We start from the raw sequence: 26,697 nt of genomic DNA, 5'->3' as shown, positions 1-26,697 counted from the left end.
AGATATTTTAAATCAGTGTCGTAAATAATCTTGAATATAAGAGCAAAAAGTTGGTAATAGGTATTTCAATGATAAAAAGCAGTTTAAGTTGGTATGTTTCGGTAGTATGCGAAAGACAAGCGAGGGCGGGAGAAGTTGTGGTATTCAAGCATATCAATTATTGTAATGGTAAGGTTTATTCTGTTGTTGTGCTGAACCCAATCGGCAACATCTCTCTTAAAAGATTTTGCATTTTATACTATTCTAACGTAACATTTACCCAACGTAATTAACAATACATACATAAATAATGAAAAAACTGATATTTATGCTCTTCCTGATAATAATCGGGTTAACATCTTGTGGAGTAAAAGGTCCTCTTTATATTCTGGCTTAATATTTGGTATAAAGGTTTATGTTATAAGAGAGTGTTTGTATTTTTTTGAAAATGCACTCATTGCATAAATTTACGCTGGAGCTTTATGTCATTTAACACGGAAAATAGTTGGAAAAGTGCGTTCAAACTCACTATACCAATATTTATGGGATACCTTGCGGCAGGTATTGCCTATGGAATGTTAGCAACCAATGCAGGAATGCCTGCGTGGTTTACAATTGTGATGTGTTTTACCGGGGGTATATGTTGATTCTGCTAACGATTCGATCGATGATGCAATATCTTGTGGAGTTACTGTACTGATTGGTTCTGAAACTTCAACAAGTTGCTCTAATGGGGTTTCTTCAGTAGGTACAACAACACGACCACGGTTATTTAATAATTCACTTAATTCACGTGCAGATTCTAAAGATAAACGAGTAAGCATTATTTACCTCCTTCTAAATGACGTGCTAGTGTGGCTTGGATATCATTCATGAGTTCTTGATCATCCGTTGGTACCTGTACATTTTCAGGATTTAATTTTCTCATTGCGTCGAATACAGCTTGCTCAATATTCGCTACTGTACTGACGGTAGTATAAACTTCATTCATGGGTTTTAAACCTTCTTTTTATTTTGGCCAAAATAAATATAACTAATGCACGTTACATTAGTTATCGATTGTTTTCTTTATAGTGATAAAGACACATAGCAACAAAACAATACAAATACATCAAAATTTCTATGACACTTACGTGTCATCGTAAAAAAGATGCAGATTTTACAAATGCATCTTTTTTTCAAACTTATATAATCTAAGTGAAGAAAGAGAGATAGAGATATCTCTCTAGTTTATTAACCTTCTTATAGGAGAAAATTACGATGATAATTAATAGTAAAAAAATTAGCCGTTCACCAAAGCGATATAATGTAAGTTATCTTCCAGAACTTGCTCGATTATTGAAACAACGAGGTATAGAGTGTCGCTCTAACCTCTATATGTTAGATATACTAAGCGATGTTCCAGATAAATTAATTATCGATCTCGCCGAATATGACTGTGGGTATTCGGTATATCCGTATGCCATGACAGACAACGAGAAAAGAAAGATAGGAGAAATAATCGATAAACATCTATCTTAATTGAACATAGTGGTGACCCAATTGGGTCACCACTATCAATTTTTTTTAGTTCTTCTCAATAAATTCATATTTAACGAATTTACCGACACCCTCAAATTCTTCACCAAAATGGTTACGCGCTTTTTGAATATTGTTGTAATCTAATGTTATTCTTACCTTACCTAATTTCTTAATTTTAATAGTCGTAGTTATACAAATTTCTTTACTTAATTCATAATCTGCAACAGTGCCTTTAACATATTCAGGTTTAATGTGTTGAGTTTCTTTATCCGTTTTACCGTTTTTTCAGGCACAGCACAGTATGCAGCAATTCCCTTTTTTGTTTCTGGAGCGGGAGTAGTTTCCGTTTTTCTCAGTACTTTATTGATGAGCTTACGTTTTATTTTTTATACACTTAATATGCATTCATCATTACCCAAAGAAAAACTCAACCGCTTTTTTGTATTAAGCTATCTGACAGATGAAAACTTTGGCATATTAACCACCTTACCACAAGAAACCCGTCAGGCAATGATGTTCAAAATCAGTATCTTAGGAATGAGTTATTGGACATTTGCAACTATTGTTGGCATTTTATTGGGTGATTCTGTTTCCCAATATATTCCCAATTTAGATTTTGCACTGCCTTGCTTATTCGCTATTTTAGCTTATGAACAATACAGTAGCCAAAAGCAGTGGAAGCCAATTTTTATTGCATTGATTGGATTTTTACTTGCAGGGCAAATCACACAAACAAGCGTCTTGCTTGTGGCAATCATCATCGCCATTATCATTGTCGCTTTCTTACCCCAATCATTCACTGAGAAAAAAGGACAAGTTTAATGGAAACGCAAAATATTATTTATATGTTGATTGCATTGGCATTAGGCACTCAACTTTGTCGCTTTTTGCCGTTATTTTTGCCAAAAACTGTACTATCTTCGCCAATTTTGCAAAAATTAAACAAAATGTTACCGCTTGTGATTATGGTATTACTGGTACTCACCAGCTTAAGTTTGCCGAAAAGTAATGAAGGTTATACCTTATTTATCGCTCAAATAATAGCATTAGTAGGAGTAGTAGTGAGCTATGTATGGTTAAGAAATGTTCTATTTAGTGTGGGTATTGGTATTTTAGGTTTCAATCTATTCCTTTACATTTTATAGATGCAAGATATTTGTTAATTATAGATGTTACAGTGTTCTCCCATTCAGAATGATGCTACAAGTTTTACTTCTCTTGCTAATTATTCCTCTATATAATAATCATATTTTGAATCGAAAGATATTTGGAAAATTTAAGTGTCAAAACGAAATACACAACAACGCCGTCAAATTATTGTAGGTCTTGTTCAAGAACAAGGTGAAGTAAGTGTGGAATATTTGTCACATTTATTTGAAACCTCTGAAGTAACTATTCGTAAGGATCTAACCGCTCTTGAAGAAAGCGGTTTTTTATTGCGTCGCTACGGAGGTGCAATAAAATTACCAACAGAGATGAATGAAGAATCGCAAGAGCAACTTTCGAAACAAAAGTTAGCTATTGCTAGTGCGGCAGCAAATCAAATTCGAGATCATAATCGCATTATTATTGATAGCGGTAGCACAACAGGGGCGTTAGTCAAAGCACTTCATCATTCAGGCTTAGTTGTAATGACAAATTCGCTTGCTCTTGCAAATGAATTAATCGCCTTAGAGTGCGAACCGACAGTCCTGATGACAGGAGGAACTTGGGACGCTCGTTCGGAGTCGTTTCAGGGGAAAGTTGCCGCAAATGTATTGCGTTCTTACGACTTCGATCAGCTTTTTATTGGTGCTGATGGACTGGATTTAACCCGTGGCACAACCACTTTTAATGAACTTATTGGCTTGAGTCAAGTAATGGCTGAAGTATCAAGAGAAGTTATTGTGATGATTGAATCTCAAAAAATCGGACGCAAAATGCCAAATCTTGAATTGGAGTGGCAACAAATTGATAAATTAATTACTGACGATCAGCTTGATCCAAACGTCAAACAACAAATTGAGGCGTTAGGGGTTGAGGTGATTGTTGCAAAATAAACAACATAAGCAACAAAATAGGAAAGTAAATTTATGTGTGGAATTGTAGGTGTAGTAGCACAACGTGATGTCGCAGAAATTTTAGTCGATGGTTTACACCGTTTAGAATATCGTGGTTATGACTCAGCCGGTGTTGCAGTCTTAGGAAACGATCATAACTTACAGATCGTTCGCCGTGTGGGTAAAGTGAAATTCTTAGATGAAGCACTTGAAGCAAACCCACTTTTAGGCGGCACAGGGATTGCACATACCCGTTGGGCAACACATGGTGAGCCATCAGAAGTTAATGCTCACCCACACCGTTCAGGCAAAATTGCCGTCGTTCATAACGGTATTATCGAGAACTACGAAGAACTTCGTGCTGAATTACAACAACGCGGTTATGTATTCCAATCACAAACGGATACTGAAGTAATTGCACATTTAGTGGAATGGGAATTCCGTACAACGCCAAATTTACTCGATGCGGTAAGAAAAGCGGTCAAACAGCTTCGTGGTGCTTACGGAACAGTGGTAATGAATCAAGATGAACCTGAGCATTTAGTAGTTGCTCGTTCAGGTAGCCCGTTAGTGATCGGTTTAGGTGTTGGGGAAAATTTCCTTGCTTCTGACCCGCTTGCATTATTAAGTGTAACTCGTCGTTTTATCTACCTTGAAGAAGGTGATGTAGCAGAAATCACTCGTCGTACTGTCGATATCTATAATCGTGCAGGTGATAAAGTAGAGCGTGACGTTCACGAAGGCAACTTTGAGTCTGATGCAGCGGATAAAGGTCAATATCGCCACTATATGCAAAAAGAGATTTTTGAACAGCCAGTAGCAATTATGAATACTTTAGAAGGACGTATTGCGAACGGTAAAGTAAATATTGAAGCAATCAGCAACAATGCTGAAGAGATCTTAAAGAAAGTTGAACACATTCAAATCGTTGCTTGTGGTACGTCTTACAATGCTGGTATGGTGGCTCGTTACTGGTTTGAATCTATTGCAGGCGTGGCTTGTGATGTCGAAATCGCTTCTGAATTTCGTTACCGTAAATTTGTGACTCGTCCAAATAGTTTGCTAATTACCATTTCTCAATCGGGCGAAACTGCAGATACTTTAGCGGCATTACGTTTAGCCAAAGAATCTGGTTTTATGGCGGCAATGACGATTTGTAATGTGGCAAGCTCTTCCCTTGTGCGTGAATCTGACTTTGCTTTTATGACCCGTGCTGGTGTAGAAGTTGGCGTTGCTTCAACTAAAGCATTTACAACACAATTAACCTGTTTACTACTTTTAACGGCAGCATTAGGACGTTTAAAAGGCAATGTCTCTGCTGAACAAGAAACGGAAATTGTGAAATCTTTACAACGCTTACCAGCACAAATTGAAAATGCATTAGTATTTGATAAAGAGATTGAAAAATTATCAGAAGACTTTGCAGAGAAACATCATACGCTCTTCTTAGGTCGTGGTGAGTTCTATCCTATCGCAATGGAATCTGCATTAAAATTAAAAGAGATTTCTTATATTCATGCGGAAGCTTATGCGGCAGGCGAATTGAAACACGGCCCGTTAGCATTAATTGATGCGGATATGCCTGTGATTGTGGTTGCACCAGAAAATGATTTACTCGAAAAAGTAAAATCGAATATTGAAGAAGTGCGTGCCCGTGGCGGTCAAATGTATGTCTTTGCTGATAGAGAAGCTGGATTTAGCAGCCAAGAAGGTTATACGGTATTAACTTTCCCGAAAGTAGATCACGTTACAGCACCAATTTCCTATGCTGTTCCATTACAACTACTTTCTTATCACGTTGCCTTGATTAAGGGAACTGATGTGGATCAGCCTCGTAACTTGGCGAAGTCAGTGACGGTTGAGTAACAAATATAGATATTCATTAAGGTAATGCTTACTTAATATGGAGTGAATTATTTGGCTAAAGAGGATATAATTTATTTTGTTTAATTGTAGAGAGATGTAAAAATGAAGAATATACCTATTCGTTCAGAGGCAGAGATTGAAAAGTTACGTATTGCCTGTAAGTTAGCTTCTGATGTTTTAGTGATGATTGAGCCCTATGTTAAAGAAGGAATTAGTACTGGAGAATTAGATCGCATTTGTCATGAATATATTGAACAAGTACAGAAAGCAATTCCCGCATGTTTAGGCTATCATGGCTATCCAAAAGCAACATGTATTTCATTGAATGAAGTTGTGTGCCATGGCATACCAAATCCAGAAAAGAAATTGAAGAAAGGAGATATTCTGAATATTGATGTGACTGTGATAAAGGATGGCTATTATGGGGATAATTCAAAAATGTATGCTGTAGGAGAGCCAACGATTAAAGATAAGCGCTTGTTAGAGGTTACTCAAGAATGTCTTTATATTGGCTTACGTGCGGTAAAACCAGGTATTCGTTTAAATCAAATCGGTAAAACAATTCAGCAATTTGCAGAAAAAGAGGGATTTTCAGTAGTTCGTGAATATTGTGGACATGGTATTGGCGATCAATTTCATTGTGAACCCCAAGTACTACATTATTTTTCAGATGATGGCGGAGTGGTATTACAAGAAGGTATGGTGTTTACTATTGAGCCGATGATTAATGCTGGGAAAAAGGAAATACGCCTGATGGGAGATGGGTGGACGGTAAAAACTAAAGATCGTAGTCATTCTGCACAATATGAACACCAAATTGTTGTTACAAAAGATGGCTGCGAGGTTATGACAATCCGTGATGAGGAAATTTTTGAGGGGAGAATTTCACGATTGATGAAAAATACGTAATAACATCAATATGTGTGAGAAAAAGTTGCTAGCCCTTGCTTTTGCAGTGGTTAGCAACTTTTAGTCTATTTAAAATACGCTATTTTGCAATACTATCCGCCCACTTAAACAACTCATCTAAATCATAATCCCCTGCGTGTGGAACGCCCCAAGGGGTTGCATAATCGACCTGTTTACCTACCATATTGAGCTTAATGGCTAAAAGTGCACTGATTGCGTGAGAAGTATCACGATCTGAAGTACCTACACGGATACGCCAATGTTCTGCGGCTTTAGGGTTTTCAACGTAGTTCATTGCGTTCATCATTTTGATAATATGAGCATCAACCATACCGCCTTTTGCGGTACTACGTTCAAGGGCGTAAGGGGTAAAATGTTGATTATTAACGGTTTCCGTTCCAAAGAGATTATTTTCCCCTGAGCTTAAATCAAAGGCATCAAAGGCAGGCGGTGATTTCATTCGTTTTTCTGAATGAATATAGCCGTTCCAATCCATATCAGCCACACCATCTTTACTCAAAGTGAGCCACGACTTATCACTTAAATCCGTGCCATTTTTACGAGCTGTATCAGCAGCTCTCACTATCACCTGTTTGACATACTCTTTAAAAGAGCCGTTTCCTTCTTTATCAAGGGTAAGCGAATTACCTTTTTCATCTTTTAAGTTCAGGCTATTGATATAAGCTGGAAATGCGGCTTTTAGTTCGTGAGAAGTTTTGATCTGATCTGCAGTTAATTCACCTTCAATGCGAGGTTTTGACTGAGAGCGATCATTGTAACCTGTTGCGAATAAACGGCTCATATCAATGCGACTAAATTGATTTAAGCCATTAAATTCCCATTCATAAGCGGTATCGGCGTTTTCTAAATTGGTAATTGGACAGTAAGCAGATACAGCAAAAATCGCATCGCTAGCTTCTGCCGCCCCAACTTGTTTGAAGTATTCCGCATAATCGCGATGATCGCCACTTGCCCCTAGTAGAGCCGACAAAGCACCGCCTGCACTGGTTCCATTTGAGATAATTTTATTCGCATCACCTGCCATTCGTTGATCGTTAAAATGCAAGTAACGAACCGCCGATTTTAAGTCAATGATCGCTGCTGGGGCTTTTCCTGTATATTTGCCGTCTTTCTCAAGGGTTCGACCACGAGCACCAACACTTGCCACCACATAGCCTTTAGAGAGTGCTGTTACGATTGCATTCGGTTTATCTGCATTCGAGCCGAAACCTTTTTTATCATAGGTTGCTGCTTTGGCAGGCATATAACCCCCAACCGCATTAGGTAAGAAAATCGGTGCGGTGTTAGCCGTAAATCCATTGATTGAACCGCCGTTAAAATAGGCTTCTGGCACATAAAAATTGATGGTTTGATAATCAGGTTCTAGTGGATTTTTGACATAAACAATCTTCTCAAAAGCTCGGAATTTAATCGTTGCACCATTAACCACCGTTTCTAAGCTACGGTAGTTTTTATCATCAAATTCAAGCTGATAGCCATCTTGAGTTTGGTTGAAATAAGGTAAATTAGCTAAGGGATCGGGCTGTGTTGTAGGGGCAGCAAAAGTCGTTGATATTGAAGCTATTAAGGATAGTGTTGTAAGTGTAGTGCGTTTCATCATGCTCTCCAAAAATAAAAGATATATTGTTAAGACTGTGATATAGGAAGAAAAGTTCTTTTATTTTAATATAATTTCTTATATAGCGAAGCAATAGAACGAAAACATAAGCGCTCAGATTATGACAAATTATTGCAACAAACTGACCGCTTACGAGGGTTATATATTAGTTTTTACTATCCGGCTTCACCATCTCATTCGGCGCGCCTTTCTGTACAGGGAACGTTGAGTCCATCTGCCACGCGTTCCAACCGCCGTCATAAACGTAGGTATCTTTCCAGTCTGCTAATTAGGTCATAAACCAAGATACCCCTGCTCGCCAGCCTGTGCCGCAGTAGAACGCAAGTTGATCGCCTTGGTTGATGTTTTGACCTTTCCAGAGTGCGAAGATTTCATTTGGGTTACGCAATGTGCCGTCAAGATCGTAATAATCCGCCATATTAGACGAGTCGCTACCAGCGAAGCCCCAGATTGCTCCTTGTGGTTCGCCTTTACCTAGAATGTAATCGTAACCACTGATTTTGCCTGTGTATTCGTCCCACGCTCGGTTACTGATTAATTTCAAACCTTGTTGCTGGCGAGCCATCGCATCTGCTGGCATTGAGATGTTGATCTGTGGATTAACTGGAATAACTGCACCAAACTCACTGGCTGGAGTTGGGGTATTAACGGTCGTTTCATCTGGGAAGCCTGCTTTTGTCCAAGTAGCAAAATTGCCGTTTAACACTCGCACATCTTCCACGCCAGCCCATTTCAACGCCCAGAAAATGCGGTAAGCGGCGAGTTGGTTATTGGAATAAAGCACAATAGTTTTATCTTTGGTAATCCCGTGTTGTAACAGGTTTTGTTCAATTTGTTGCGGATTGGCAAGGTTATACACAGGGGCCTCACCCTCCCCCGTAAACGGGGGAGGGAATTTAGGCTGGTTTATTAAATTAAATACGACATTGCGTTGGCTTAATAAAGTAAGTTGCAGTCCAACAGCCGAGCATAATCATCAGCGTAGCAAGCCAACCTTGCCACGAAGAATAAGCGGTCGAAACCAGTGAGTTGGTGATCGTACAACCGCCTGCAAGGCTGGCACCGATCCCCATCAGGATACCGCCGAACATTCGTTGCATAATCGCTTTGGGTTCAGGCACGCGGATTTCAAATTCCCCACTCAATTTTGCGGCAATAAAAGAGCCGAGCAAAATGCCGAGAACGAAGTAAGTTCCCCAGTTGAGATAACGTTGCTGTCCGATCACGATATATTGCACCACATTGGCGGTCGGCACAGCGACACCATAGCCGTAAGCTCTGCCGTACTGCTCACTCACAAACCACGCCAACACGCCGAGCAGACCGATACACACGGCGGTAGCAAAAGGGTGCCAGTGTTTGGTAAAAATTCGGTGCGAAACCAACCACCGCTGGCACAGCAATTTGCCAAGATCATCCCGATACCAAATACAAAACCGCCTAACACCGTTGCTAACAGAGGCATTGGGGTATTCGGAATGGTGATCAGCCCTAATTCACTTAAACTAAAAAATCCGATGGATTGAATGGAGACCGCAATTAACAATGCGGTAAAAAAGCGGAAGTTTCGCTGGGTATAAATGTTGCGAAAACCGGATACGAAGCAAAATTGCCCGCGTTGTAAGAAAAAACCGAGAAGTATCCCGATAAAAAGACCACTAAACATTGATTAAACCTTAATACAAATGTTACGGAAATGTTGTTGGGGGTATTAGAACATAGTTTGGGATAGGGTCGATAAATGAAATAATTTGTTATTGTAGAGATTTAATATTTATTTGTACTTACATGAAACGCAATAAACTCCATTTTTGAAATATCTTTAGCTATTGAAAATAGACTTTTCTTGGGATGTGAGTAAATTAACCCTAAGGGAGATATATCATTTATTGTGCTTATTTCTCTTTAGTTAGAGAAATAGTCGGTATAAAGAATTTGTACAGTATGCTTATTGGTAAGCATATGCTTTATTCACATTGAATAAATTATTCCTACAATAAAAGTATATTAATTATTGAGTATTCGTATATTTTATTTCAATCACTAAAGTTCTCGACATTGTGTTTACAGGACGTTACAATTGCTATCTATTTGTATTTTATAATCAAATCCTTTTTAATACTGAGGTTTAAGAATGTCAATTTCTATTGAAACATTAGAAGGCTTACAACGCCGTGTAACAGTTACCGTAGCTGCAGATAAAATTGAAGCAGGTTACAAAGAACAATTAAAAGGCTATGCGAAAAATGCTCGTGTAGATGGTTTCCGTAAAGGGAAAGTTCCTCACTCAATCATTGAACAACGTTACGGTTTAGCGGCTCGTCAAGATGTATTATCTGAAGAGATGCAACGTGCTTTCTTTGATGTAGTGATTGCAGAGAAAATCAACCTTGCAGGTCGTCCAACATTCACACCAAACAACTACCAACCAGGTCAAGATTTTTCATTCGTAGCGACTTTTGAAGTGTTCCCAGAAGTTGAATTAAAAGGTTTAGAAAACATCGAAGTAGAAAAACCAGTGGTTGAAATCACAGAAGCTGATTTAGACAAAATGGTTGATGTGTTACGCAAACAACAAGCAACATTTGCAGAAACCACTGAAGCAGCAAAAGCAGATGATCGTGTAACTATCGATTTCGTTGGTTCAGTAGATGGCGAAGAGTTTGAAGGCGGTAAGGCTTCTGACTTCGTATTAGCAATGGGTCAAGGTCGTATGATCCCTGGTTTTGAAGAGGGTATCGTTGGTCACAAAGCCGGCGAACAATTCGATATCGATGTGATATTCCCAGCAGAATACCACGCTGAGAACTTAAAAGGTAAAGCTGCAAAATTTGCTATCACCTTGAAAAAAGTAGAAAACATCGTTCTTCCTGAATTAACAGAAGAGTTCGTGAAAAAATTTGGTTCAGCAAAAACCGTTGAAGAGTTGCGTGTTGAAATCAAGAAAAATATGCAACGTGAGTTAAAAAATGCATTAACTACTCGTGTAAAAAACCAAGTGATCAACGGCTTATTAGCAAACAACGACATTGAAGTTCCTTCATCAGCAGTAGCGGAAGAAGTTGATGTATTACGTCAGCAAGCAGTTCAACGTTTCGGTAGCAAGCCAGAAATGGCAGCACAATTACCAGCAGAATTGTTTGAAGTAGAGGCAAAACGTCGTGTTCAAGTAGGTCTATTACTTTCGAGCGTGATCACATCTAACGAATTAAAAGTTGATGAAGATCGTGTGAAAGAAACTATTACCGAATTAGCATCAGCTTACGAACAACCAGCAGAAGTAGTTGAATACTATGCGAAAAATCCACGTTTAACCGATAACATTCGTAACGTAGTATTAGAAGAGCAAGCGGTTGAAGCTGTGCTTGCAAAAGCAAAAGTGACAGAAAAAGCATCTTCATTTGATGAAGTAATGTCACATCAAGGCTAATTTCTCTAATTAATAATTTGGCACGCATTAGCGTGCCTTATATTAAATGTCGCTGGCGAGTTACTTTCGCTACCATTATTCATTTACATTAGAGAGAAACCTATGGAACAACTTACTTTTGCAGAACAATTTCAGCAGTTCACCGCTAACCACACCATTATGGTTGTAGCGTGGGTGGCACTTTTTATTGCGGTAATCATCAATTTGTATAAAGGTGCAACCAGCAAATTCAAGATTGTGGATAATGCTCAAGCAACTCAGCTTATCAATAAAGAAGATGCAGTGTTAGTTGATGTTCGTTCTGATGATGAATTTAGACACGGTCATATCATTGAGAGCGTGCATTTAATTCCAAGCGACATCAAAGGTAAAAAAACACAGGCTATCGAAAAATATAAAGATCGTCCTGTGATTGTTGTTGATGCGAATGGTTTAAGTGCAAGTGGGCTTGCAAATGAACTTGTGAAACAGGGCTTCGATAAAGTCTATGTATTAAAAGAAGGCATTGCAGGCTGGCGTACGGCTAACTTACCGCTCGTAAAAAAGCATAAATAATTCAATACATTAAAATTAAGGAATGACTATGGCTGAAGAAAATCAAGTTGCTACTGAAGAGCAACAAACTCCGTTTGAAATGCAAATTCAACGTATCTATATCAAAGATGTTTCTTTTGAAGCGCCTAATTTACCAAACATTTTTCATCAAGAATGGAAACCTCAGTTAGGTTTTGATCTTGATACAGAAACGCGTGAAATTGGTGAAGATACTTACGAAGTGGTTTTACATATCAATGTTCAAACAACTTTGGAAGACAGCAACGATGTCGCATTCATCTGTGAAGTAAAACAAGCGGGTGTATTTACCATCAAAGGTATTGAAGGTATCCAATTGGCACACTGTCTTGCAGCGAAATGCCCTGAAGTGCTTTACCCTTATGCACGAGAGTTAATTTCAAGTCTAGTAAATCGTGGTACATTCCCTGCATTAAATCTTTCACCAGTAAACTTTGATGCATTGTTTATGGACTATTTAGCTCGTCAACAAGCGGAAGAAAACGGTGAGAGTACTACAAATACTACACTAAATTAATCAATATTATGGCAATGTATTAGTTCTAAATACTATACTGATCACATAACATTTCATCTTACAAAGTCAAAAGAGCTGGTTATAATGATCTGCCCCCCAAAAGTTAGACTGATTTAGTTCAAGGACTGAGTTCTGTATTCCACAGGGCTTAGTCCTTTTAATTTTACTTGAATACGCCCATGATTGTAATAATGAATATATTCGTGAATAGCTTGTTCCAGTTGCTCAAAGGTCTCAAACCGTTTGCCAAAGTAACATTCCGTTTTTAAACGCCCAAAGAAACTTTGATCTGCACCTTAATTAGTTGGTTGTTTAGTCCAACTTTTGGGGTGCAGATCATAATCACCAGCTCTTTTTTTAATGATATTGTGACATGGTTAATAAAAAGGTGTAATAGACAAAATAGTTGCTGAAAAGTGGCTTAAAGTACTTATAGTACAAGGCTTTAAGCCCTATTTTTGAAATATGAACAAAAAACTTCCCATTTTGCCAAAGTCTGAAAATAAAGAAACATGGTACATCAAATAATATTCAACGATATTTTTGTCATAAGTGTCATAAAACATTTTTCCTTGAGAATAAATTAGATCCAATAAAAATTTGGACTGATTACACATCCAGAAAACAAACCTATCAACAACTCGCCGTTAAATATCATTGTTCAGTCAGAACTATTCAAAGATATATCAATAAAGTCCCTAAAACATCTTTAAAACCGCCTTCAAATCGATAGCTGAATATCATTATGGATACAACGTTTTTCGGACGTTATTTTGGCGTATTAGTGTTAATGGATACGCTTTCAAATAATGTCATTTCCCATTATTTTGTGCGAACCGAAAAAGATATTTACTACAAACTTGCCCTGAATAGGTTAAGAGAAAAAGGCTATATCATTCAATCGGATTACCTGCGATGGCAAGGAGTGGTTTGATGAAAGATTTATTTAATACGCCAGTACAGATGTATCAATTTCGTATGGTGGCAATGATATCCATATGTAATTCATGTGTATAGAGATGCGTTGATTTAGTAATAAATCACTGGAGTAAATTTTAAAAATATACATTTTTAGACCAAAATATTCGATCTTGTTATTTTCAAATAAGATACATTATTTAGTTCTATTTGGATTAACTTATACTTAATCTTGTATGCTCCTGCTATGCAAGGCTATAATAGTCATTTTATTAAAAAATGAAGGAAAACAAAATGGCTTGGGTACAAATTCGTTTAAATAGTACAGATAGAGAAGCTGAGAAAATTAGCGATTTTTTAGAAGATATTGGAGCAGTGTCCGTGACTTTTATGAACAGCCAAGATACGCCAATTTTTGAGCCACTTCCTGGAGAAACTCGTCTTTGGGGTAATACTGATGTCGTTGCCTTATTTGATGCAGAAACTGACATGAAAGAGATTGTTTCTACATTAGTAAAAAGTAAACTTGTAGCTACTGACTTTCCATATAAAATAGAACAAATTGAAGATAAAGATTGGGAACGGGAATGGATGGACAATTTCCACCCAATGCAATTCGGTAAACGTTTATGGATCTGCCCAAGTTGGCGAGAAATTCCCGATCCAAATGCAGTCAATGTAATGCTAGATCCTGGTTTAGCATTTGGCACAGGAACACACCCAACAACTGCACTTTGTCTAGCTTGGTTAGACAGTCTGGATTTAACAGATAAAACGGTCATTGACTTTGGCTGTGGTTCGGGAATTTTAGCAATTGCAGCTCTTAAATTAGGTGCAAAAAAAGCAATAGGTATCGATATTGATCCACAAGCAATTTTAGCTAGTCAGAACAATGCAGAAGTAAATGGTGTAGCGGATAGATTGCAACTATTTCTTACAAAAGATCAACCGCAAAACCTAATTGCTGATGTCGTTATAGCAAATATTCTTGCAGGCCCGTTAAAAGAACTTGCCCCTCAAATTATCACGTTAGTAAAACCACAGGGGAATTTAGGTTTATCAGGTATTCTTGCTACACAAGCAGAATCCGTTTGTAAAGCTTACCAAAATAGCTTTAAACTTGATTCTATCATAGAAAAAGAAGAATGGTGTCGAATTACAGGGATTAAAAAACATTGAGAAAACTCATATTTAACAGTAAGCTGTTGATAAGTCTGTTTTCTAGATGTGCCATTCGTCCAAATTCATATTTCAAAAAAAAGAGCTTTGATTTCTGTACTTATCCAGTATTATATAGCACTTGCACAAACACTTAATTTTTTCGTAGCAACTGTGTTCATCCACAAAAATAAGGGGCGAAAATTCGCCCCTATAGTTCAACAATTCAATGATTATGCTTTAGAGTTGTATCATCAATATAAACATCCAGGTCTTCTTGACCTTCACGTTTAATTATTGTGAAGAATGCAACTAAGCACGCTGCTGCTAATGCTAAACCAATGTATACCGATAATTGGTAATCTAAACCGAAACCAATCTTATTGTACGCTAAGAAGGTGAACGATACAGTACTGATAAATGCTGCTGGGATTGTACATACCCAGTGGAATTTATTGTAGCGATATAAGTAAGCCGCTGCTGTCCATAACATTACCATTGCTGTCGTTTGGTTTGCCCAAGTAAAGTAGCGCCATAAGATACTGAAGTCGATTTTTGAAACGATAAAACCGATAGCAAATAATGGAAGACAAATCATTAAGCGTTTTACTAAAGTTCTTTGTTCAATATTGAAGAACTCCGCAATGATTAAACGTGCTGCACGGAATGCGGTGTCACCAGATGTGATAGGTAATACAACTACGCCTAACACTGCGAAGATACCACCTACGAAGCCTAAGAAGTAAAGAGAAGAATCATATACCACTTTAGAAGGTGAACCTACTGCGATTGCATCTTGTAACGCTTGTGGGTTTTCATAGAATGCTAAACCAACCATACACCAGATTAACGCAATAACACCTTCAGCAATCATTGCACCGTAGAAAATGAAGCGACCTTCGCTTTCGTTTTCTGCACAACGAGCCATTAATGGAGTTTGTGTTGCGTGGAAACCTGATAATGCACCACAAGAGATGGTTAAGAAAAGTAACGGCCAAACTGGAACATCGCCTTTAACTTGGAAGTTTTGGAAGAACTTCTCAGCACTCATTCCATCAATAGTACGGAAGAAATCAACAGGGTCTGTTGCACTGAAGTGGCTAGTCACTAAACCATACACCATACCTGCTGACATAAATAGGAGTAACGCACCGAAGAATGGGTAGATACGACCGATGATTTTGTCAATTGGAAGTAAGGTTGCAAGAATGTAGTAACAGAAAATAATGATTGTCCATACTGTGATTACCGTTGGTTTATCCATACCCCATACAGTGATGTCGCTTGCGACTGTCGCTGTTTTCGCAATTTCTTCAGCGTTATCTAAAGAGAGTGCGCCACCTGCTGAACCAAATACGTCAACAGTAATTGTACTTAATAATTGAGCAGGACTTGCTACGAATACTACCCCTACTAGAAGAAGTAATACAACGGCTAAAAGGTTAATAAAGGCTTTAACTGGACGACCTAAGTATTTACCAGCTAAATTAGGCATTGATGCACCGCCGTTACGCACACTTAACATACCACAGAAGTAGTCGTGTACTGCACCTGCGAAGATACAACCTAATACGATCCAAAGCATTGCAACTGGTCCGTATAACGCACCAAGGATAGGACCAAAGATTGGACCTGTTCCTGCAATGTTTAATAACTGAATGAGCCAAATACGCTTTTTAGACATTGGTACGTAGTCAACACCGTCTTGCATTGTGTAAGCTGGCGTTGTTTTTTTCGGGTTAATCACGAAAATTTTTTCGATGATTTTACCGTAAACGAAGTAGCCTAGGATTAATACGGCTACGCAAAATAAGAACCACAACATAATGGAGATCCTGTGAATAAAAAGTTGAATATAAGTTAAACCTAAAAAGGCAGTGTATTCTATTAATTTGTTACCTTAAGGTAAATTAGCCTACAAAACTTTGTTTATATAAAATGTGAAGTAGTTCACATTTTTGTAATTATATCGGTCAAATATTGATTAAAATTAGCTGAAAGAATGATTTTTAAACAATTAACCACAAAACTGAGAACTGACAAATAAAATCAGAGTCAAAGGCAATACGAACTCACTGGGTTTGAAATAAGAAATAATATAAATCATGAATTTAGTAAGGATAATCAATGAAAGCAACAATGAAAAAATCACTTTTAACCTCTTTAGTACTCGGATTAGGTGTGCTTTCTGTGCCTATGGCGGCTCACGCTACATTGCCTACTGCTGTAAACGGACAAGCATTACCGAGCCTTGCACCAATGTTAGAAAAGGTACGTCCTGCGGTAGTCAGTATTGCTATTGAAGGTAAAACCAAAGTATCCGCAAGACGTGCAGTTCCCGAAGAATTTGAATTTTTCTTTGGTCCAGATATGTTTAGAGATGGAGGTTCTCCTCGTCAGTTTAAGGGGGAAGGTTCTGGTGTAATTATTGATGCGAAGAAAGGCTATGTAGTTACAAATAACCACGTTATTGATAATGCCGATAAAATTACCGTTAAATTAGAAGATGGCCGTGAATTTAAAGCCAAATTAGTTGGGGCAGACCCAATGTCTGATGTGGCATTAATCCAATTAGAAAATCCTAAAGATTTAACTGAAATTAAAATTGCAGATTCAGATAAATTGCGTGTTGGTGATTTCACTGTGGCTATCGGCAATCCATTTGGGTTAGGTCAAACGGTGACATCTGGTATTGTATCGGCATTAGGTCGTTCAACAGGCGATATTGATGAAGGGTATGAGAGTTATATTCAAACCGATGCAGCAGTAAACCGTGGCAACTCAGGCGGTCCATTAATTAACTTAAATGGAGAATTAATCGGCATCAATACTGCGATTATTTCACCAAGTGGCGGTAATGCAGGTATTGCGTTTGCAATTCCAAGTAATATGGCAAACAATCTTGTTCAGCAAATTATTGAGTTTGGAGAAGTGAAGCGTGGCTTACTTGGTATTAAAGGCGGTGAACTCAATGCAGATTTAGCTAAAGCCTTTGATGTCAATGCACAACAAGGTGCTTTTGTCAGCGAAGTGATGCCAGAATCTGCTGCAGCTAAAGCTGGCTTGAAAGCAGGTGATGTGATTACAGGGCTAAATGGTCAAAAAATCCGTAGTTTCGCAGAATTAAGAGCAAAAGTAGCGACTACTGGGGCTGGCAAAGAAATTGAATTAACCTATTTACGTGATGGTAAAGAGAAAAATGTTAAAGTCACATTACAATCTGACGAACAAACCAAAACAAGTGCGAAAAGTTTATTACCAAGTTTAAATGGTGCTGAGTTTTCAAACTATAACGAAAAAGGAATAAAAGGCGTTGAAATCACTAAAGTTGAAAAAAATTCACTCGCTGAGGCAAGAGGATTTAGAAAAGGCGATGTGATTGTTGGTGTAAATCGTCGTACCGTTGAGAATTTAGGCGAGTTGCGTAAGGTTCTTGATTCCAATCCATCTGCCATTGCCTTAAATATTTTGCGTAATGGTTCAAATTTCTATGTAATCATTAATTAAAAAGTTTTGCGATACTATCATTTGTGATGACCGCTAGCTAAAGATTCTATACTGATTCAGTATAGAGTCTTTAGACTTATCTCACAATTATTGGGTTAGAAAATATAACCTAAGTATAATCGGGTACTGTACCTGAAGTACGTCAGTATTTCATTAATAAGGCACAGTACCCTAGTTCTAATGAGTAGACTTATTGGTAAATCCAATATAGAGACAGAAAAGCAGCCCAAGTCCAACCCCATAAGGTGTAAAGGTGGATATGCCTGTACCTGATGCTGCCAGCGAAAAGTTATGAGCTGCAGCCGCACCTAATAGCATTCCGACAAGGAAAAGTGCCGCATCATTATTACCTTCACCTAAATGCACCAGTTGTTTACCTGGGCAGCCTCCTGCGAAAGAAAAACATAAGCCGCACAGTGTCATACTCAGGAAGTTCCATACAACATCATTATGGGCAATTGGTTGTTGTTCAAAACCAAGTTTGAACTGACCCAGCATTAGGTTGGTTATAGACGTACATACCACCAATGCAACAATTCCGTTTAGCAGATAGCTGTCTTTGGATAAGATAAAATTACGGAATGCACCGATTGAACAAAAACGAGAGCGTTGCATAACGATACCGACAAGCACACCAGCACCTAATGAAAGCCATAGGTTGGCATGTTGGGCGGCAGGGGCTTTTTCAGAGAAGAAAATGGGTAAGTTTTCACCAAAGCGGAATTGGGTGATCAGGGCAATAAACAGGGCGATCACAATAAAAATAGGGACTATGCTGGATGCTGTACTTTGTTCGCCGGACTTACCGAGCCGAGCGAAAATCCACGTTTGAAGAAGAAAATCCCTGCAAAAACACCCGCAAGCAGCCCAACGATACCAGCAATACTGGTTAAGTCTCCTCCACCTAAGCGTAAATAGGCACGCCACGGGCAGCCGAGAAAGGTTAAAGCACCTAACATAGCAAAAAGCCTAGCATAATGCGTGTAATGGGGGCAGAACCACCACGAGGACGAAATTCTTTGGTCAAAAGTGCCATCGCTAAAGAGCCTAAAACTAAGCCGATTAACTCAGGACGAATATATTGAAGTGGAGCAACGATACCAAGTGCAGCACCTGCAACCACAGGCCGAGTTAAGATGTTTTTCATAATAAGGCCCTTGTGATATCTGAAATAAAATAAATTGTCATTGCTTAAAAAAGCTCAGCTATTATACAAGGGTCGTGAAAAGAGGAAAAGATGACTTACATTTTATCTAACACCTATCTCACATTCTAGGTAAAGCCCCATACTAATTTAAATGTGATCATTCAAAAACTCAGTAAATTCAATGATAAAAAGGCTTAGTGCCGTTTTATAGTTCCTGAGCAGTTAGAAATGGGGCTTTTTATTATAATCTCCAATTTTGTCTACATTCCAAGGTGTCTTTATTTTATAAGTAACTTCAACCGATACAACATCTCCAACGCCTGTTTCGGTGTGAGTTCATCGGGATCAATCTCTGCGAGGGCTTGTTCGACTTTGGACGGTTCGATAAGCGGTGAGATTGGTTCAGCATTTTGCAAATTCGCCGAAAAGAGTAAATCTTGCTGTTGATTTGCGTCTAATTGTGCCGTTTGTTGCGAAAGTCGTTCAAGCTGTGTGAGTTTCTGTTTCGCAAGTTGGATCACCTGCTTTGGTACGCCTGCTAGGGCGGCAACGGCTAAACCATAACTTTTACTTGCTGCCCCTTCTTGTACGCTGTGCATAAAGGCGATAGTGTCGTTATGTTCCAACGCATCTAAATGGATATTGGCAACGCCTTTGAGCTGGTTTGGTAAGCTGGTTAGCTCAAAGTAGTGGGTGGCAAATAGGGTGAGCGATTGGGTTTTCTTCGCTAACCATTCGGCACACGCCCAAGCGAGTGATAAGCCATCGTAGGTCGAGGTGCCTCGCCCGATTTCATCAACAAGAACAAGGCTGTTTTCGCTAGACTGGTGCAGAATGTTCGCCATTTCGGTCATTTCCACCATAAAGGTTGAACGCCCTGAAGCTAAATCATCAGAAGCACCGATACGGGTAAAAATACGGTCAATCGGTCCGATTTCTGCACTGTCCGCAGGCACAAAACTGCCGATATATGCCATTAAAGTAATCAAGGCAATTTGTCGCATATAGGTACTTTTACCGCCCATATTCGGACCTGTGACGATCAGCAAATGGCGTTGTGGGTTGAGCAGTACAGGGTTGGCGATAAACGGTGTTTTCAGTACTTGTTCAACAACAGGGTGGCGACCGCCTTTGATATTCACGCCTCTCTGATGGCTGAAACTTGGCATTACATAATTCAAACTTTCGGCACGTTCGGCAAGGTTGGTCAGCACATCAAGTTCTGCTAACACAAAGCTTGCCAACTGCAATTCACCCAAACGTGGCATTAACAGTTCAAACAGTTCATCATAAAGCTGTTTTTCAAGGGCAAGAGAAGCCCCTTTGGCTTTCAACACCTTATCTTCATAGGTTTTCAGCTCAGGGATAATGTAACGTTCCGCATTCTTTAAGGTTTGACGGCGGACATAGTGGATCGGAGCTTTGTGAGCCTGTCCTTGACTGATTTGGATATAGTAGCCGTGTACCGCATTGAATCCGATTTTAAGGGTATCAATGCCTGTTTTGGCTCGTTCTCTCGCTTCTAAATCTTCAAGGAATTTGGTTGCCCCTTCTGCCAAACTTCGCCATTCGTCCAACTCAGCATTGTAGCCTTCGGCGATAACGCCACCGTCACGGATAAGTTGCGGTGGGTTATCAATGATTGCTTGGTTTAATAGCTCGAATAGCTCGCTAAAATCGGCGATCTGCTGCAAAGTATTGTCTAAACAAGCGGTCTGATGTTGTGAATGTTTTACAATATCGGGGATATGCTCTAAAGCTGTGCGTAAACGGGTTAGGTCACGAGGGCGAGCAGTGCGTAATGCAACGCGAGCCAAAATCCGTTCCATATCGCCTACTTGTTGTAGCAGGGGCTGAAGCGGTTCGATACGTTCATTTTTTTGCAATGCCAAAATAGTTTGCTGGCGAGTATGCAGTTTGGCTAAATCACGAATAGGTTGATGGATCCAACGTTTGAGTAAACGACTCCCCATTGAGGTGACGCATTTATCCAAAACCGATGTAAGTGTGTTTTCTGTACCGCCTGCCAGATTGGTGGTTAATTCCAAATTTCTGCGAGTTGCCGAATCAAGTAAGACAGTATCGCTATTTTGAGCCAAATGAATGCTGTTGATATGTGGCAGTGCGGTGCGTTGAGTTTCTTGAGCATAATGCAAGACACAACCAGCCGCACACAAGGCAACCACCGCCTTTTCTACTCCAAAACCTGTAAGATTTTGTGTCCCAAATTGGCGATTAAGCAACTGAATGGCTGTAACTAGCTCAAATTCCCAAACAGGTCGGCGGCGTAAGCCTTTGTAACCCTGTAAAATACCTACATCAGAAAAATCTTCAGGATACAAAATCTCGGCAGGTTCGGTGCGTTGTAACTCAGCAGACAGTGCCTCTTTGTTAGGTAATTCGCTAATCAAAAAACGCCCAGAAGCCATATCTAATGTCGCAAGGGAGAAAACGCCTTTTTCTTGATAAATTGCGGCGACCAAATTGTCTTGGCGTTCTGGTAGCAACGCTTCGTCGCTGACCGTTCCAGGTGTGATAATTCGTACGACTTTACGCTCAACAGGGCCTTTACTGGTTGCAGGATCGCCGATTTGCTCACAAATCGCCACACTCTCACCCAACGCCACCAACTTCGCCAAATAACCTTCAACAGCGTGATACGGTACCCCAGCCATTGGAATTGGTTCACCTGCTGATTGCCCACGTTTAGTCAGAGAAATATCTAACAACGCAGCCGCTTTTTTGGCATCGTCGTAAAATAACTCATAAAAATCGCCCATACGATAGAACAGAAGAATATCGGGATTTTGTGCTTTGAGTTGGAGATATTGAGCCATCATTGGCGTGTGCTGTAGGAAATTATTTTGATTTTTCATTATGTTATTTTGAATGTTAAATTAGCTATAGACCATATCTATAATCTATCCTATGAATATAGGTAACATCTTTAGCATTGTTAAGATGTGGAAAATCGCAACGAAGACTCCAAATAAGGCAATAAACCAAATCATTGGTGTTCCACCAAAAGCTTTAAATCCATATAGTCTTGTTTTTTGGCGTTGTTTATATATTAGTAACGCAGGAATAATACATGTCCAAATAGTTGCCACGGCTCCAGCATATCCTATTGCAGTGATAAATCCAAATGGAAAGAGTAAAGATAATAGGAGAGGCGGTATAAATGTGGCAAACCAACTTTTTGTTCTACCTAATTTATCGTTTTTGAATTGGAAGAGATCTGCTAAAAAGTCAAAAACTCCAAGTCCAACCCCAATGAAAGAAGATAAAATAGCTGCGATAGAAAATGCATTGAGTGCTTGCTTTATACTTGGTGTATTTATTACATTGCCTAATGTATTTAATAGTACATCAATGTTTCCTTCATTTTGAATAACAGGGGTGAATTTTTCTCTTGGAAGGTTGCTAAATACGCAACCAATCCATATTAGATAGAAAACCAGAGCAATCATGGTTCCATAAATTATGGCTTTAGATGCTCTTTTTTCTTCACCGTAGTATGCCCTCATTGAGGAGACTGAATGATGGTAGCCAAAAGAAGTCAGAGCTATAGGTAACATCATCATGGTATACCGTGCATAAGCATTTTGCTCTCTATTGACAGTATCAAAAAGATAGGAAAAATTAATATTAGTAGCAAGCCCCCAGATGCTAAAGATGAAGCTCAATACCATAAAAATAATTAGAATGATGGAAATTCTATCAACAGCTCGAGTTGAGTGCCAAACTAATCCGCCGAAGACTAAAACGCAAATAATAGCAGATAGTTGATTTGTGATATTAAGCAAATCTTGAAATAGATATCCAAGAGAGGTTATATATGCATATAGCAAAATACCTCCCACAAAGTAGATAGAAATGTTGCTAATTATATTTACTTTATTTCCCAGTATATCTTTAGTAACTGTGTTAAAAGAGACTCGAAGGTCATAATTTTTATATGCTTCAAGTAGCATTGCACCAGAAATCGTCATAACTATCATTGTAATTAACATTACAACTGCAGTCCATACTGTCCATGCACCTGCTCCAGCACTCGGTAGTCCTAACATTCCGCCGCCAACACATACACTTGCAATGATACAGGCACCGCCAAAAATAGATGGTTGCTTTTGCATTAAATACTCCGAATGAAATTAATTACAAAGAGGCACTATATTCTCTAAACGCCATAAATCTTCAAAACTTGCTCTAGCTTTAATTAAGTGAGCTTTATCACCATCAACCATCACTTCTATAGCTTGTGGACGTGAATTGTAAGTTGAGGACATTGTTGCACCATAAGCTCCGGCAGAACGCATTGCAATTAGATCCCCTTCGGCAATTGCAAGTTCTCGCTGTTTACCTAAAAAGTCTGACGTTTCACAAATTGGACCAACGACATCGTAAATTGCCTTTTCACGTACAAGCGATTGGTTTACTTCAATAATTTGCATATACGCTTCATATAATGCAGGGCGGATCATATCGTTCATCCCTGTATCTACAATGGCAAAGCGTCGATCTTCATTTTGTTTAATATATTCAACTTTAGTGACTAAAATGCCTGCATTTGCAGTAATCGCTCTCCCTGGCTCTAAAATGATCTCAAGGTTCGGGTAGGCACGAAGTTTATTGAGCAACGCTGCAGCATATTCCATTGGGTGTGGCGGTGTTTCATCCGTATAAGTCACCCCTAAGCCGCCGCCAAGATCAAGGTGATGCAGTTCGATACCATCCTGTTTTAGCTGTTCCATAAGCACAATCACACGGTCAGTTGCATCTAAAAATGGCTGTAATTCGGTAAGTTGTGAACCAATATGGCAATCCATTCCTGTAATTTTTACATGAGGTAAGGTAGTGGCAAAACGATAAACTTCACGAGCCTCTTTGACACTTACACCAAATTTATTTTCTTTTAACCCTGTCGAAATATAAGGGTGAGTTTTAGCATCGACATCTGGATTTACACGTAATGAAATTGGGGCAATCTTACCAAGTTGTCCTGCAACTTCGTTAATGCGTTTTAATTCAGAAACCGACTCAACATTAAAACAACGAATGCCAACTTCTAAAGCACGAGAAATTTCTCTATGCGATTTTGCCACCCCAGAGAAAACCACTTTACTTGCATCCCCCCCTGCAGCTAATACTCGCTCTAATTCCCCTTGAGAAACAATGTCAAAGCCTGATCCTAAACGAGCTATTACATTTAGCAGGGCAAGGTTAGAGTTAGATTTGACTGCGAAGCAAATTAAGTGTGGGTGATCACCAAATGCCTTATCAAAAGCATGCCAATGGCGTTCAAGTGTTGCCCGAGAGTAAATATAAGCTGGTGTGCCATGCTGTGCAATAATGTCTGCAATGGCGACATCTTCTGCGAAAAGTTGTTGGTTTTTATAGTGAAAATAATCCATTTAAAATATCCTTGTTGGATTTACAGCCCGTAGAGAATCAGGTGTAAATAATTCCCTGCTCTTCCAACTTCCCAAGGAAATAAGGCATTTGCATACGCCATAAAGGCCAGTCGTGTGCCATATCGTGTCCCCAGTAGTCGAACCAGCCTTGAATACCTTTGCTAGCAAAGGCTTCTTGTAGACGACGAGTGTCTTCAACGTGTTGAGCTTCCCACGCACCTTGTCCTACGGCAACGATATAATGATTTTGACGATAACGATCTAAGAACCAGCTATCGTGTTGATTCCAAAGGTAATCAATCGGTGAATTAATGTGAATTGCAAGATCGCCGTAAAACTCTTTTGTAAAGAAACGAGCATCGTAAACACCACTTAAAGCAATTGCAGTATCAAACAGATCTGGGTGGCGTAATGCAACGTTGATCGTATGGTAAGCTCCCATACTGCAACCTGTTGCGATCATTGCTCCCCCCCACTGAGATTCGTGGCGAATTAACGGAACAAATTCATTGATAATATAACGGTCGTAAGCGTTGTGAGCCTGTGCCATATCGTGTCCCGATTTCCATTCGGCAAGCCAAGATTCACTGTCGAAAGAGTCTGGGGTATAGAATTTAACTAAGCCTCGATCGATAAAAGAACGGCAGGCTTCGATCATACCAAAATTGCCGTATTCATTTTGGTTTCCACCTGATGATGGGAATACGATAACAGGTTTACCTGCATGTCCGTAGACGTTGAAATGCATTTCACGTCCTAATTCACCACTCCAGTGGCTACGTCTTTCAAAGTGCATTGATTGTTGTCCTTTATATATCAGTAGGGACACACTGCGTGTGTCCGCTACTGTCAAATTCTAAAAATAGAGTGGACACACGCAGTGTGTCCCTTGTATATTAAAATTATAGTAAACTAGCAACATAAACCATAACGTTATCCACAGCTTGGGTGTCCCTAGAGCTAAAACTCGTTCTGTAGCGTAGGCGTGGATAACTTCATCAGCAAAACCGAACAGTTGAAATATAAACCCGAATACAAGGCAGGTTACCGATGAACGCTCCGATTTATTGTGGTATTGATGTTGCTAAACGCAATTTCGTGATTGGTTTTTCCCATCAGAAAAAGACCAAAACCGAAACCAATAACGCCAAAGGTATTCAACATACCTTGGACTATTTAAGCCAGTTTAATGTGGCTCTGATAACGCTTGAAGCAACGGGTGGATTAGAAATCCCCGTGGCAAAAGCCCTTGCTCGAGCAGGTTATCGTGTATTTATTGCTAATCCACTGAAAGCCAGTGAGTTTGCAAAATCTCAAACGAGAGCCAAAACCGATGCAAAAGATGCGGTTAATCTCGCTTTCTATGGGCTCACTTGTGAGCTTAAAGGCGAAGTAGAGCATCAGTTGTATGTTCCGCTTTCTGAGCAAGAAGAACAGCTGGAAGCCCTTGTGGTTCGCCGTCGTCAGCTTGTCGATATGCGAGTAGCAGAGCTAAATCGTTTGCAACAAAGCCACGAAACCCAGTTGGACAATATCCAACAACACATTGAAATGCTTGATAAATTAATCGCCGAACTTGATAAAGATATCGACGACCAAAGTAAGCATTTTAGTGATAAAGCTGACCTTATCTCAGACATCAAAGGCGTTGGCAAAAATTGCGTCGCCGTGATGATGTCAAGCCTGCCGGAATTAGGCAAGCTAAGCAGCAAAAGAATTGCCTCACTCGTTGGCGTTATTCCGCATCCACAGGAAAGCGGTCAATGGAAAGGAAAATCCTTTTGCTATGGTGGTCGAGCGATTGTTCGTAATGCCTTATATATGGCAGCACTATCGGCAATTCGCTTTGAACCTGTTTTTAAAGCCTTTTACACCCGATTGGTTGCAAAAGGCAAAGCGAAGAAAGTCGCTATTATGGCGTGTATGCGTAAACTGCTAACCATTATGAATGCGTTGGTTAGACGCAATGAAAAATGGGACGCTACACGCTACTTATCCACAGAATCTGTGGGTCAAAATTGAATAACTTTTTTGTGTGTAAACACAGTTGCTACTTGATAATTTTCCTTAGGAAAGGAAA

Annotated in this window: 22 protein-coding genes and 4 pseudogenes; 14 read left to right on the top strand and 12 right to left on the bottom strand. The window is 39.3% G+C overall.

Annotation, left to right across the window (positions count from 1 at the left end; translation table 11 throughout):
* Window positions 1-289 precede the first annotated feature (289 nt).
* Complete coding sequence (gene lptM / locus J1G47_RS11485) at window positions 290-376, top strand: LPS translocon maturation chaperone LptM (protein ID WP_071610592.1); 87 nt, start codon at window positions 290-292, stop codon at window positions 374-376.
* 181 nt (window positions 377-557) lie between these two features.
* Here the strand turns inward: lptM and J1G47_RS11480 are convergent, their stop codons facing one another.
* Window positions 558-803, bottom strand: coding sequence for a hypothetical protein (locus J1G47_RS11480; RefSeq protein ID WP_207326650.1), 246 nt, complete (start codon window positions 801-803; stop codon window positions 558-560).
* A complete protein-coding gene (locus J1G47_RS11475; RefSeq protein WP_157858961.1) occupies window positions 803-970 on the bottom strand; it encodes a hypothetical protein in 168 nt (55 codons plus the stop codon). Before J1G47_RS11475 ends, J1G47_RS11480 begins: the two co-directional genes overlap by 1 nt.
* A 782-nt stretch (window positions 971-1,752) precedes the next feature.
* Here J1G47_RS11475 and J1G47_RS11470 point away from each other — a divergent pair.
* The 5 genes from J1G47_RS11470 to map all read left to right on the top strand — a co-directional run bounded on the left by J1G47_RS11470 (window position 1,753) and on the right by map (window position 6,314).
* Entirely contained in the window at window positions 1,753-2,322 is a 570-nt protein-coding gene (locus J1G47_RS11470; RefSeq protein WP_234886061.1) for an AzlC family ABC transporter permease, read from the top strand.
* A complete protein-coding gene (locus J1G47_RS11465) occupies window positions 2,322-2,645 on the top strand; it encodes an AzlD domain-containing protein (protein WP_010786440.1) in 324 nt (107 codons plus the stop codon). Before J1G47_RS11470 ends, J1G47_RS11465 begins: the two co-directional genes overlap by 1 nt.
* Window positions 2,646-2,780: 135 nt before the next feature.
* The gene (locus tag J1G47_RS11460; RefSeq protein ID WP_010786441.1) at window positions 2,781-3,539 is read left to right on the top strand and encodes a DeoR/GlpR family DNA-binding transcription regulator; all 759 of its coding nucleotides are present in this window, start codon (window positions 2,781-2,783) and stop codon (window positions 3,537-3,539) included.
* Window positions 3,540-3,572: 33 nt separating this feature from the next.
* The gene (glmS, locus tag J1G47_RS11455) at window positions 3,573-5,405 is read left to right on the top strand and encodes a glutamine--fructose-6-phosphate transaminase (isomerizing) (RefSeq protein WP_207326649.1); all 1,833 of its coding nucleotides are present in this window, start codon (window positions 3,573-3,575) and stop codon (window positions 5,403-5,405) included.
* Window positions 5,406-5,507: 102 nt separating this feature from the next.
* On the top strand, window positions 5,508-6,314 hold the full coding sequence (map, locus tag J1G47_RS11450) for a type I methionyl aminopeptidase (protein WP_082259099.1): 807 nt from the start codon (window positions 5,508-5,510) through the stop codon (window positions 6,312-6,314).
* Between the two features lie 79 nt (window positions 6,315-6,393).
* Here the strand turns inward: map and J1G47_RS11445 are convergent, their stop codons facing one another.
* The 3 genes and pseudogenes from J1G47_RS11445 to J1G47_RS11435 form a co-directional block, all read right to left on the bottom strand.
* Window positions 6,394-7,932 (bottom strand): subtype B tannase, encoded by a 1,539-nt coding sequence (locus J1G47_RS11445; RefSeq protein ID WP_407926569.1) that lies wholly within the window; start codon window positions 7,930-7,932, stop codon window positions 6,394-6,396.
* 166 nt (window positions 7,933-8,098) lie between these two features.
* Window positions 8,099-8,815: pseudogene (locus tag J1G47_RS11440) on the bottom strand (sulfurtransferase); the annotation flags it as partial.
* 52 nt (window positions 8,816-8,867) lie between these two features.
* Window positions 8,868-9,619 (bottom strand): annotated as a pseudogene (locus J1G47_RS11435) (YeeE/YedE family protein).
* A 468-nt stretch (window positions 9,620-10,087) separates the two neighbouring features.
* Between J1G47_RS11435 and tig the strand changes: the two are divergent.
* From tig to secB, 3 genes are all read left to right on the top strand, one after another.
* Entirely contained in the window at window positions 10,088-11,383 is a 1,296-nt protein-coding gene (tig, locus tag J1G47_RS11430; protein ID WP_016528655.1) for a trigger factor, read from the top strand.
* 102 nt (window positions 11,384-11,485) lie between these two features.
* Window positions 11,486-11,938 (top strand): rhodanese-like domain-containing protein, encoded by a 453-nt coding sequence (locus tag J1G47_RS11425; protein ID WP_160403642.1) that lies wholly within the window; start codon window positions 11,486-11,488, stop codon window positions 11,936-11,938.
* Between the two features lie 28 nt (window positions 11,939-11,966).
* Window positions 11,967-12,473, top strand: a complete 507-nt coding sequence (gene secB / locus J1G47_RS11420; protein WP_005711146.1) for a protein-export chaperone SecB — start codon at window positions 11,967-11,969, stop codon at window positions 12,471-12,473.
* A 113-nt stretch (window positions 12,474-12,586) separates the two neighbouring features.
* On the opposite strand, the pseudogene J1G47_RS11415 reads toward secB, so the two are convergent.
* Window positions 12,587-12,766: pseudogene (locus J1G47_RS11415) on the bottom strand (IS3 family transposase); the annotation flags it as partial.
* A 203-nt stretch (window positions 12,767-12,969) separates the two neighbouring features.
* On the opposite strand from J1G47_RS11415, the gene J1G47_RS12350 reads away from it, so the two are divergent.
* The 3 genes from J1G47_RS12350 (at window position 12,970) to prmA (ending at window position 14,570) form a co-directional block, all read left to right on the top strand.
* Window positions 12,970-13,206: a transposase-like zinc-binding domain-containing protein gene (locus J1G47_RS12350; RefSeq protein ID WP_418251399.1), complete on the top strand. Its 237-nt coding sequence runs from the start codon at window positions 12,970-12,972 to the stop codon at window positions 13,204-13,206.
* A gap of 12 nt (window positions 13,207-13,218) precedes the next feature.
* Entirely contained in the window at window positions 13,219-13,407 is a 189-nt protein-coding gene (locus J1G47_RS11410) for a hypothetical protein (protein WP_234924163.1), read from the top strand.
* Window positions 13,408-13,685: 278 nt separating this feature from the next.
* Window positions 13,686-14,570, top strand: coding sequence for a 50S ribosomal protein L11 methyltransferase (prmA, locus tag J1G47_RS11405; RefSeq protein WP_035491239.1), 885 nt, complete (start codon window positions 13,686-13,688; stop codon window positions 14,568-14,570).
* A 205-nt stretch (window positions 14,571-14,775) separates the two neighbouring features.
* On the opposite strand, the gene J1G47_RS11400 is transcribed toward prmA, so the two are convergent.
* Window positions 14,776-16,374 (bottom strand): carbon starvation CstA family protein, encoded by a 1,599-nt coding sequence (locus J1G47_RS11400; protein ID WP_015939791.1) that lies wholly within the window; start codon window positions 16,372-16,374, stop codon window positions 14,776-14,778.
* Between the two features lie 302 nt (window positions 16,375-16,676).
* On the opposite strand from J1G47_RS11400, the gene J1G47_RS11395 reads away from it, so the two are divergent.
* A complete protein-coding gene (locus J1G47_RS11395) occupies window positions 16,677-18,056 on the top strand; it encodes a Do family serine endopeptidase (RefSeq protein WP_015939790.1) in 1,380 nt (459 codons plus the stop codon).
* A gap of 177 nt (window positions 18,057-18,233) precedes the next feature.
* Here J1G47_RS11395 and yedE read toward each other — a convergent pair.
* The 5 genes and pseudogenes from yedE to J1G47_RS11370 form a co-directional block, all read right to left on the bottom strand.
* A pseudogene (yedE, locus tag J1G47_RS11390) lies at window positions 18,234-19,203 on the bottom strand (YedE family putative selenium transporter).
* Window positions 19,204-19,481: 278 nt separating this feature from the next.
* Entirely contained in the window at window positions 19,482-22,079 is a 2,598-nt protein-coding gene (mutS, locus tag J1G47_RS11385; RefSeq protein ID WP_075592263.1) for a DNA mismatch repair protein MutS, read from the bottom strand.
* A 45-nt stretch (window positions 22,080-22,124) separates the two neighbouring features.
* Window positions 22,125-23,339, bottom strand: a complete 1,215-nt coding sequence (locus tag J1G47_RS11380; protein ID WP_207326648.1) for an aromatic amino acid transport family protein — start codon at window positions 23,337-23,339, stop codon at window positions 22,125-22,127.
* 18 nt (window positions 23,340-23,357) lie between these two features.
* Complete coding sequence (gene lysA, locus J1G47_RS11375; protein ID WP_075605562.1) at window positions 23,358-24,617, bottom strand: diaminopimelate decarboxylase; 1,260 nt, start codon at window positions 24,615-24,617, stop codon at window positions 23,358-23,360.
* Between the two features lie 37 nt (window positions 24,618-24,654).
* On the bottom strand, window positions 24,655-25,413 hold the full coding sequence (locus J1G47_RS11370) for an esterase family protein (protein ID WP_160403650.1): 759 nt from the start codon (window positions 25,411-25,413) through the stop codon (window positions 24,655-24,657).
* A 254-nt stretch (window positions 25,414-25,667) separates the two neighbouring features.
* Here J1G47_RS11370 and J1G47_RS11365 point away from each other — a divergent pair, with 254 nt between their 5' ends.
* The gene (locus tag J1G47_RS11365; protein ID WP_012621529.1) at window positions 25,668-26,639 is read left to right on the top strand and encodes an IS110 family transposase; all 972 of its coding nucleotides are present in this window, start codon (window positions 25,668-25,670) and stop codon (window positions 26,637-26,639) included.
* Window positions 26,640-26,697: the final 58 nt, after the last annotated feature.

Origin of the sequence: Glaesserella parasuis (genome assembly GCF_017352235.1) — a bacterium.
Taxonomy (GTDB): Bacteria; Pseudomonadota; Gammaproteobacteria; order Enterobacterales; family Pasteurellaceae; genus Glaesserella; species Glaesserella parasuis.
This window is presented reverse-complemented; position numbering and strand designations above follow the sequence as displayed.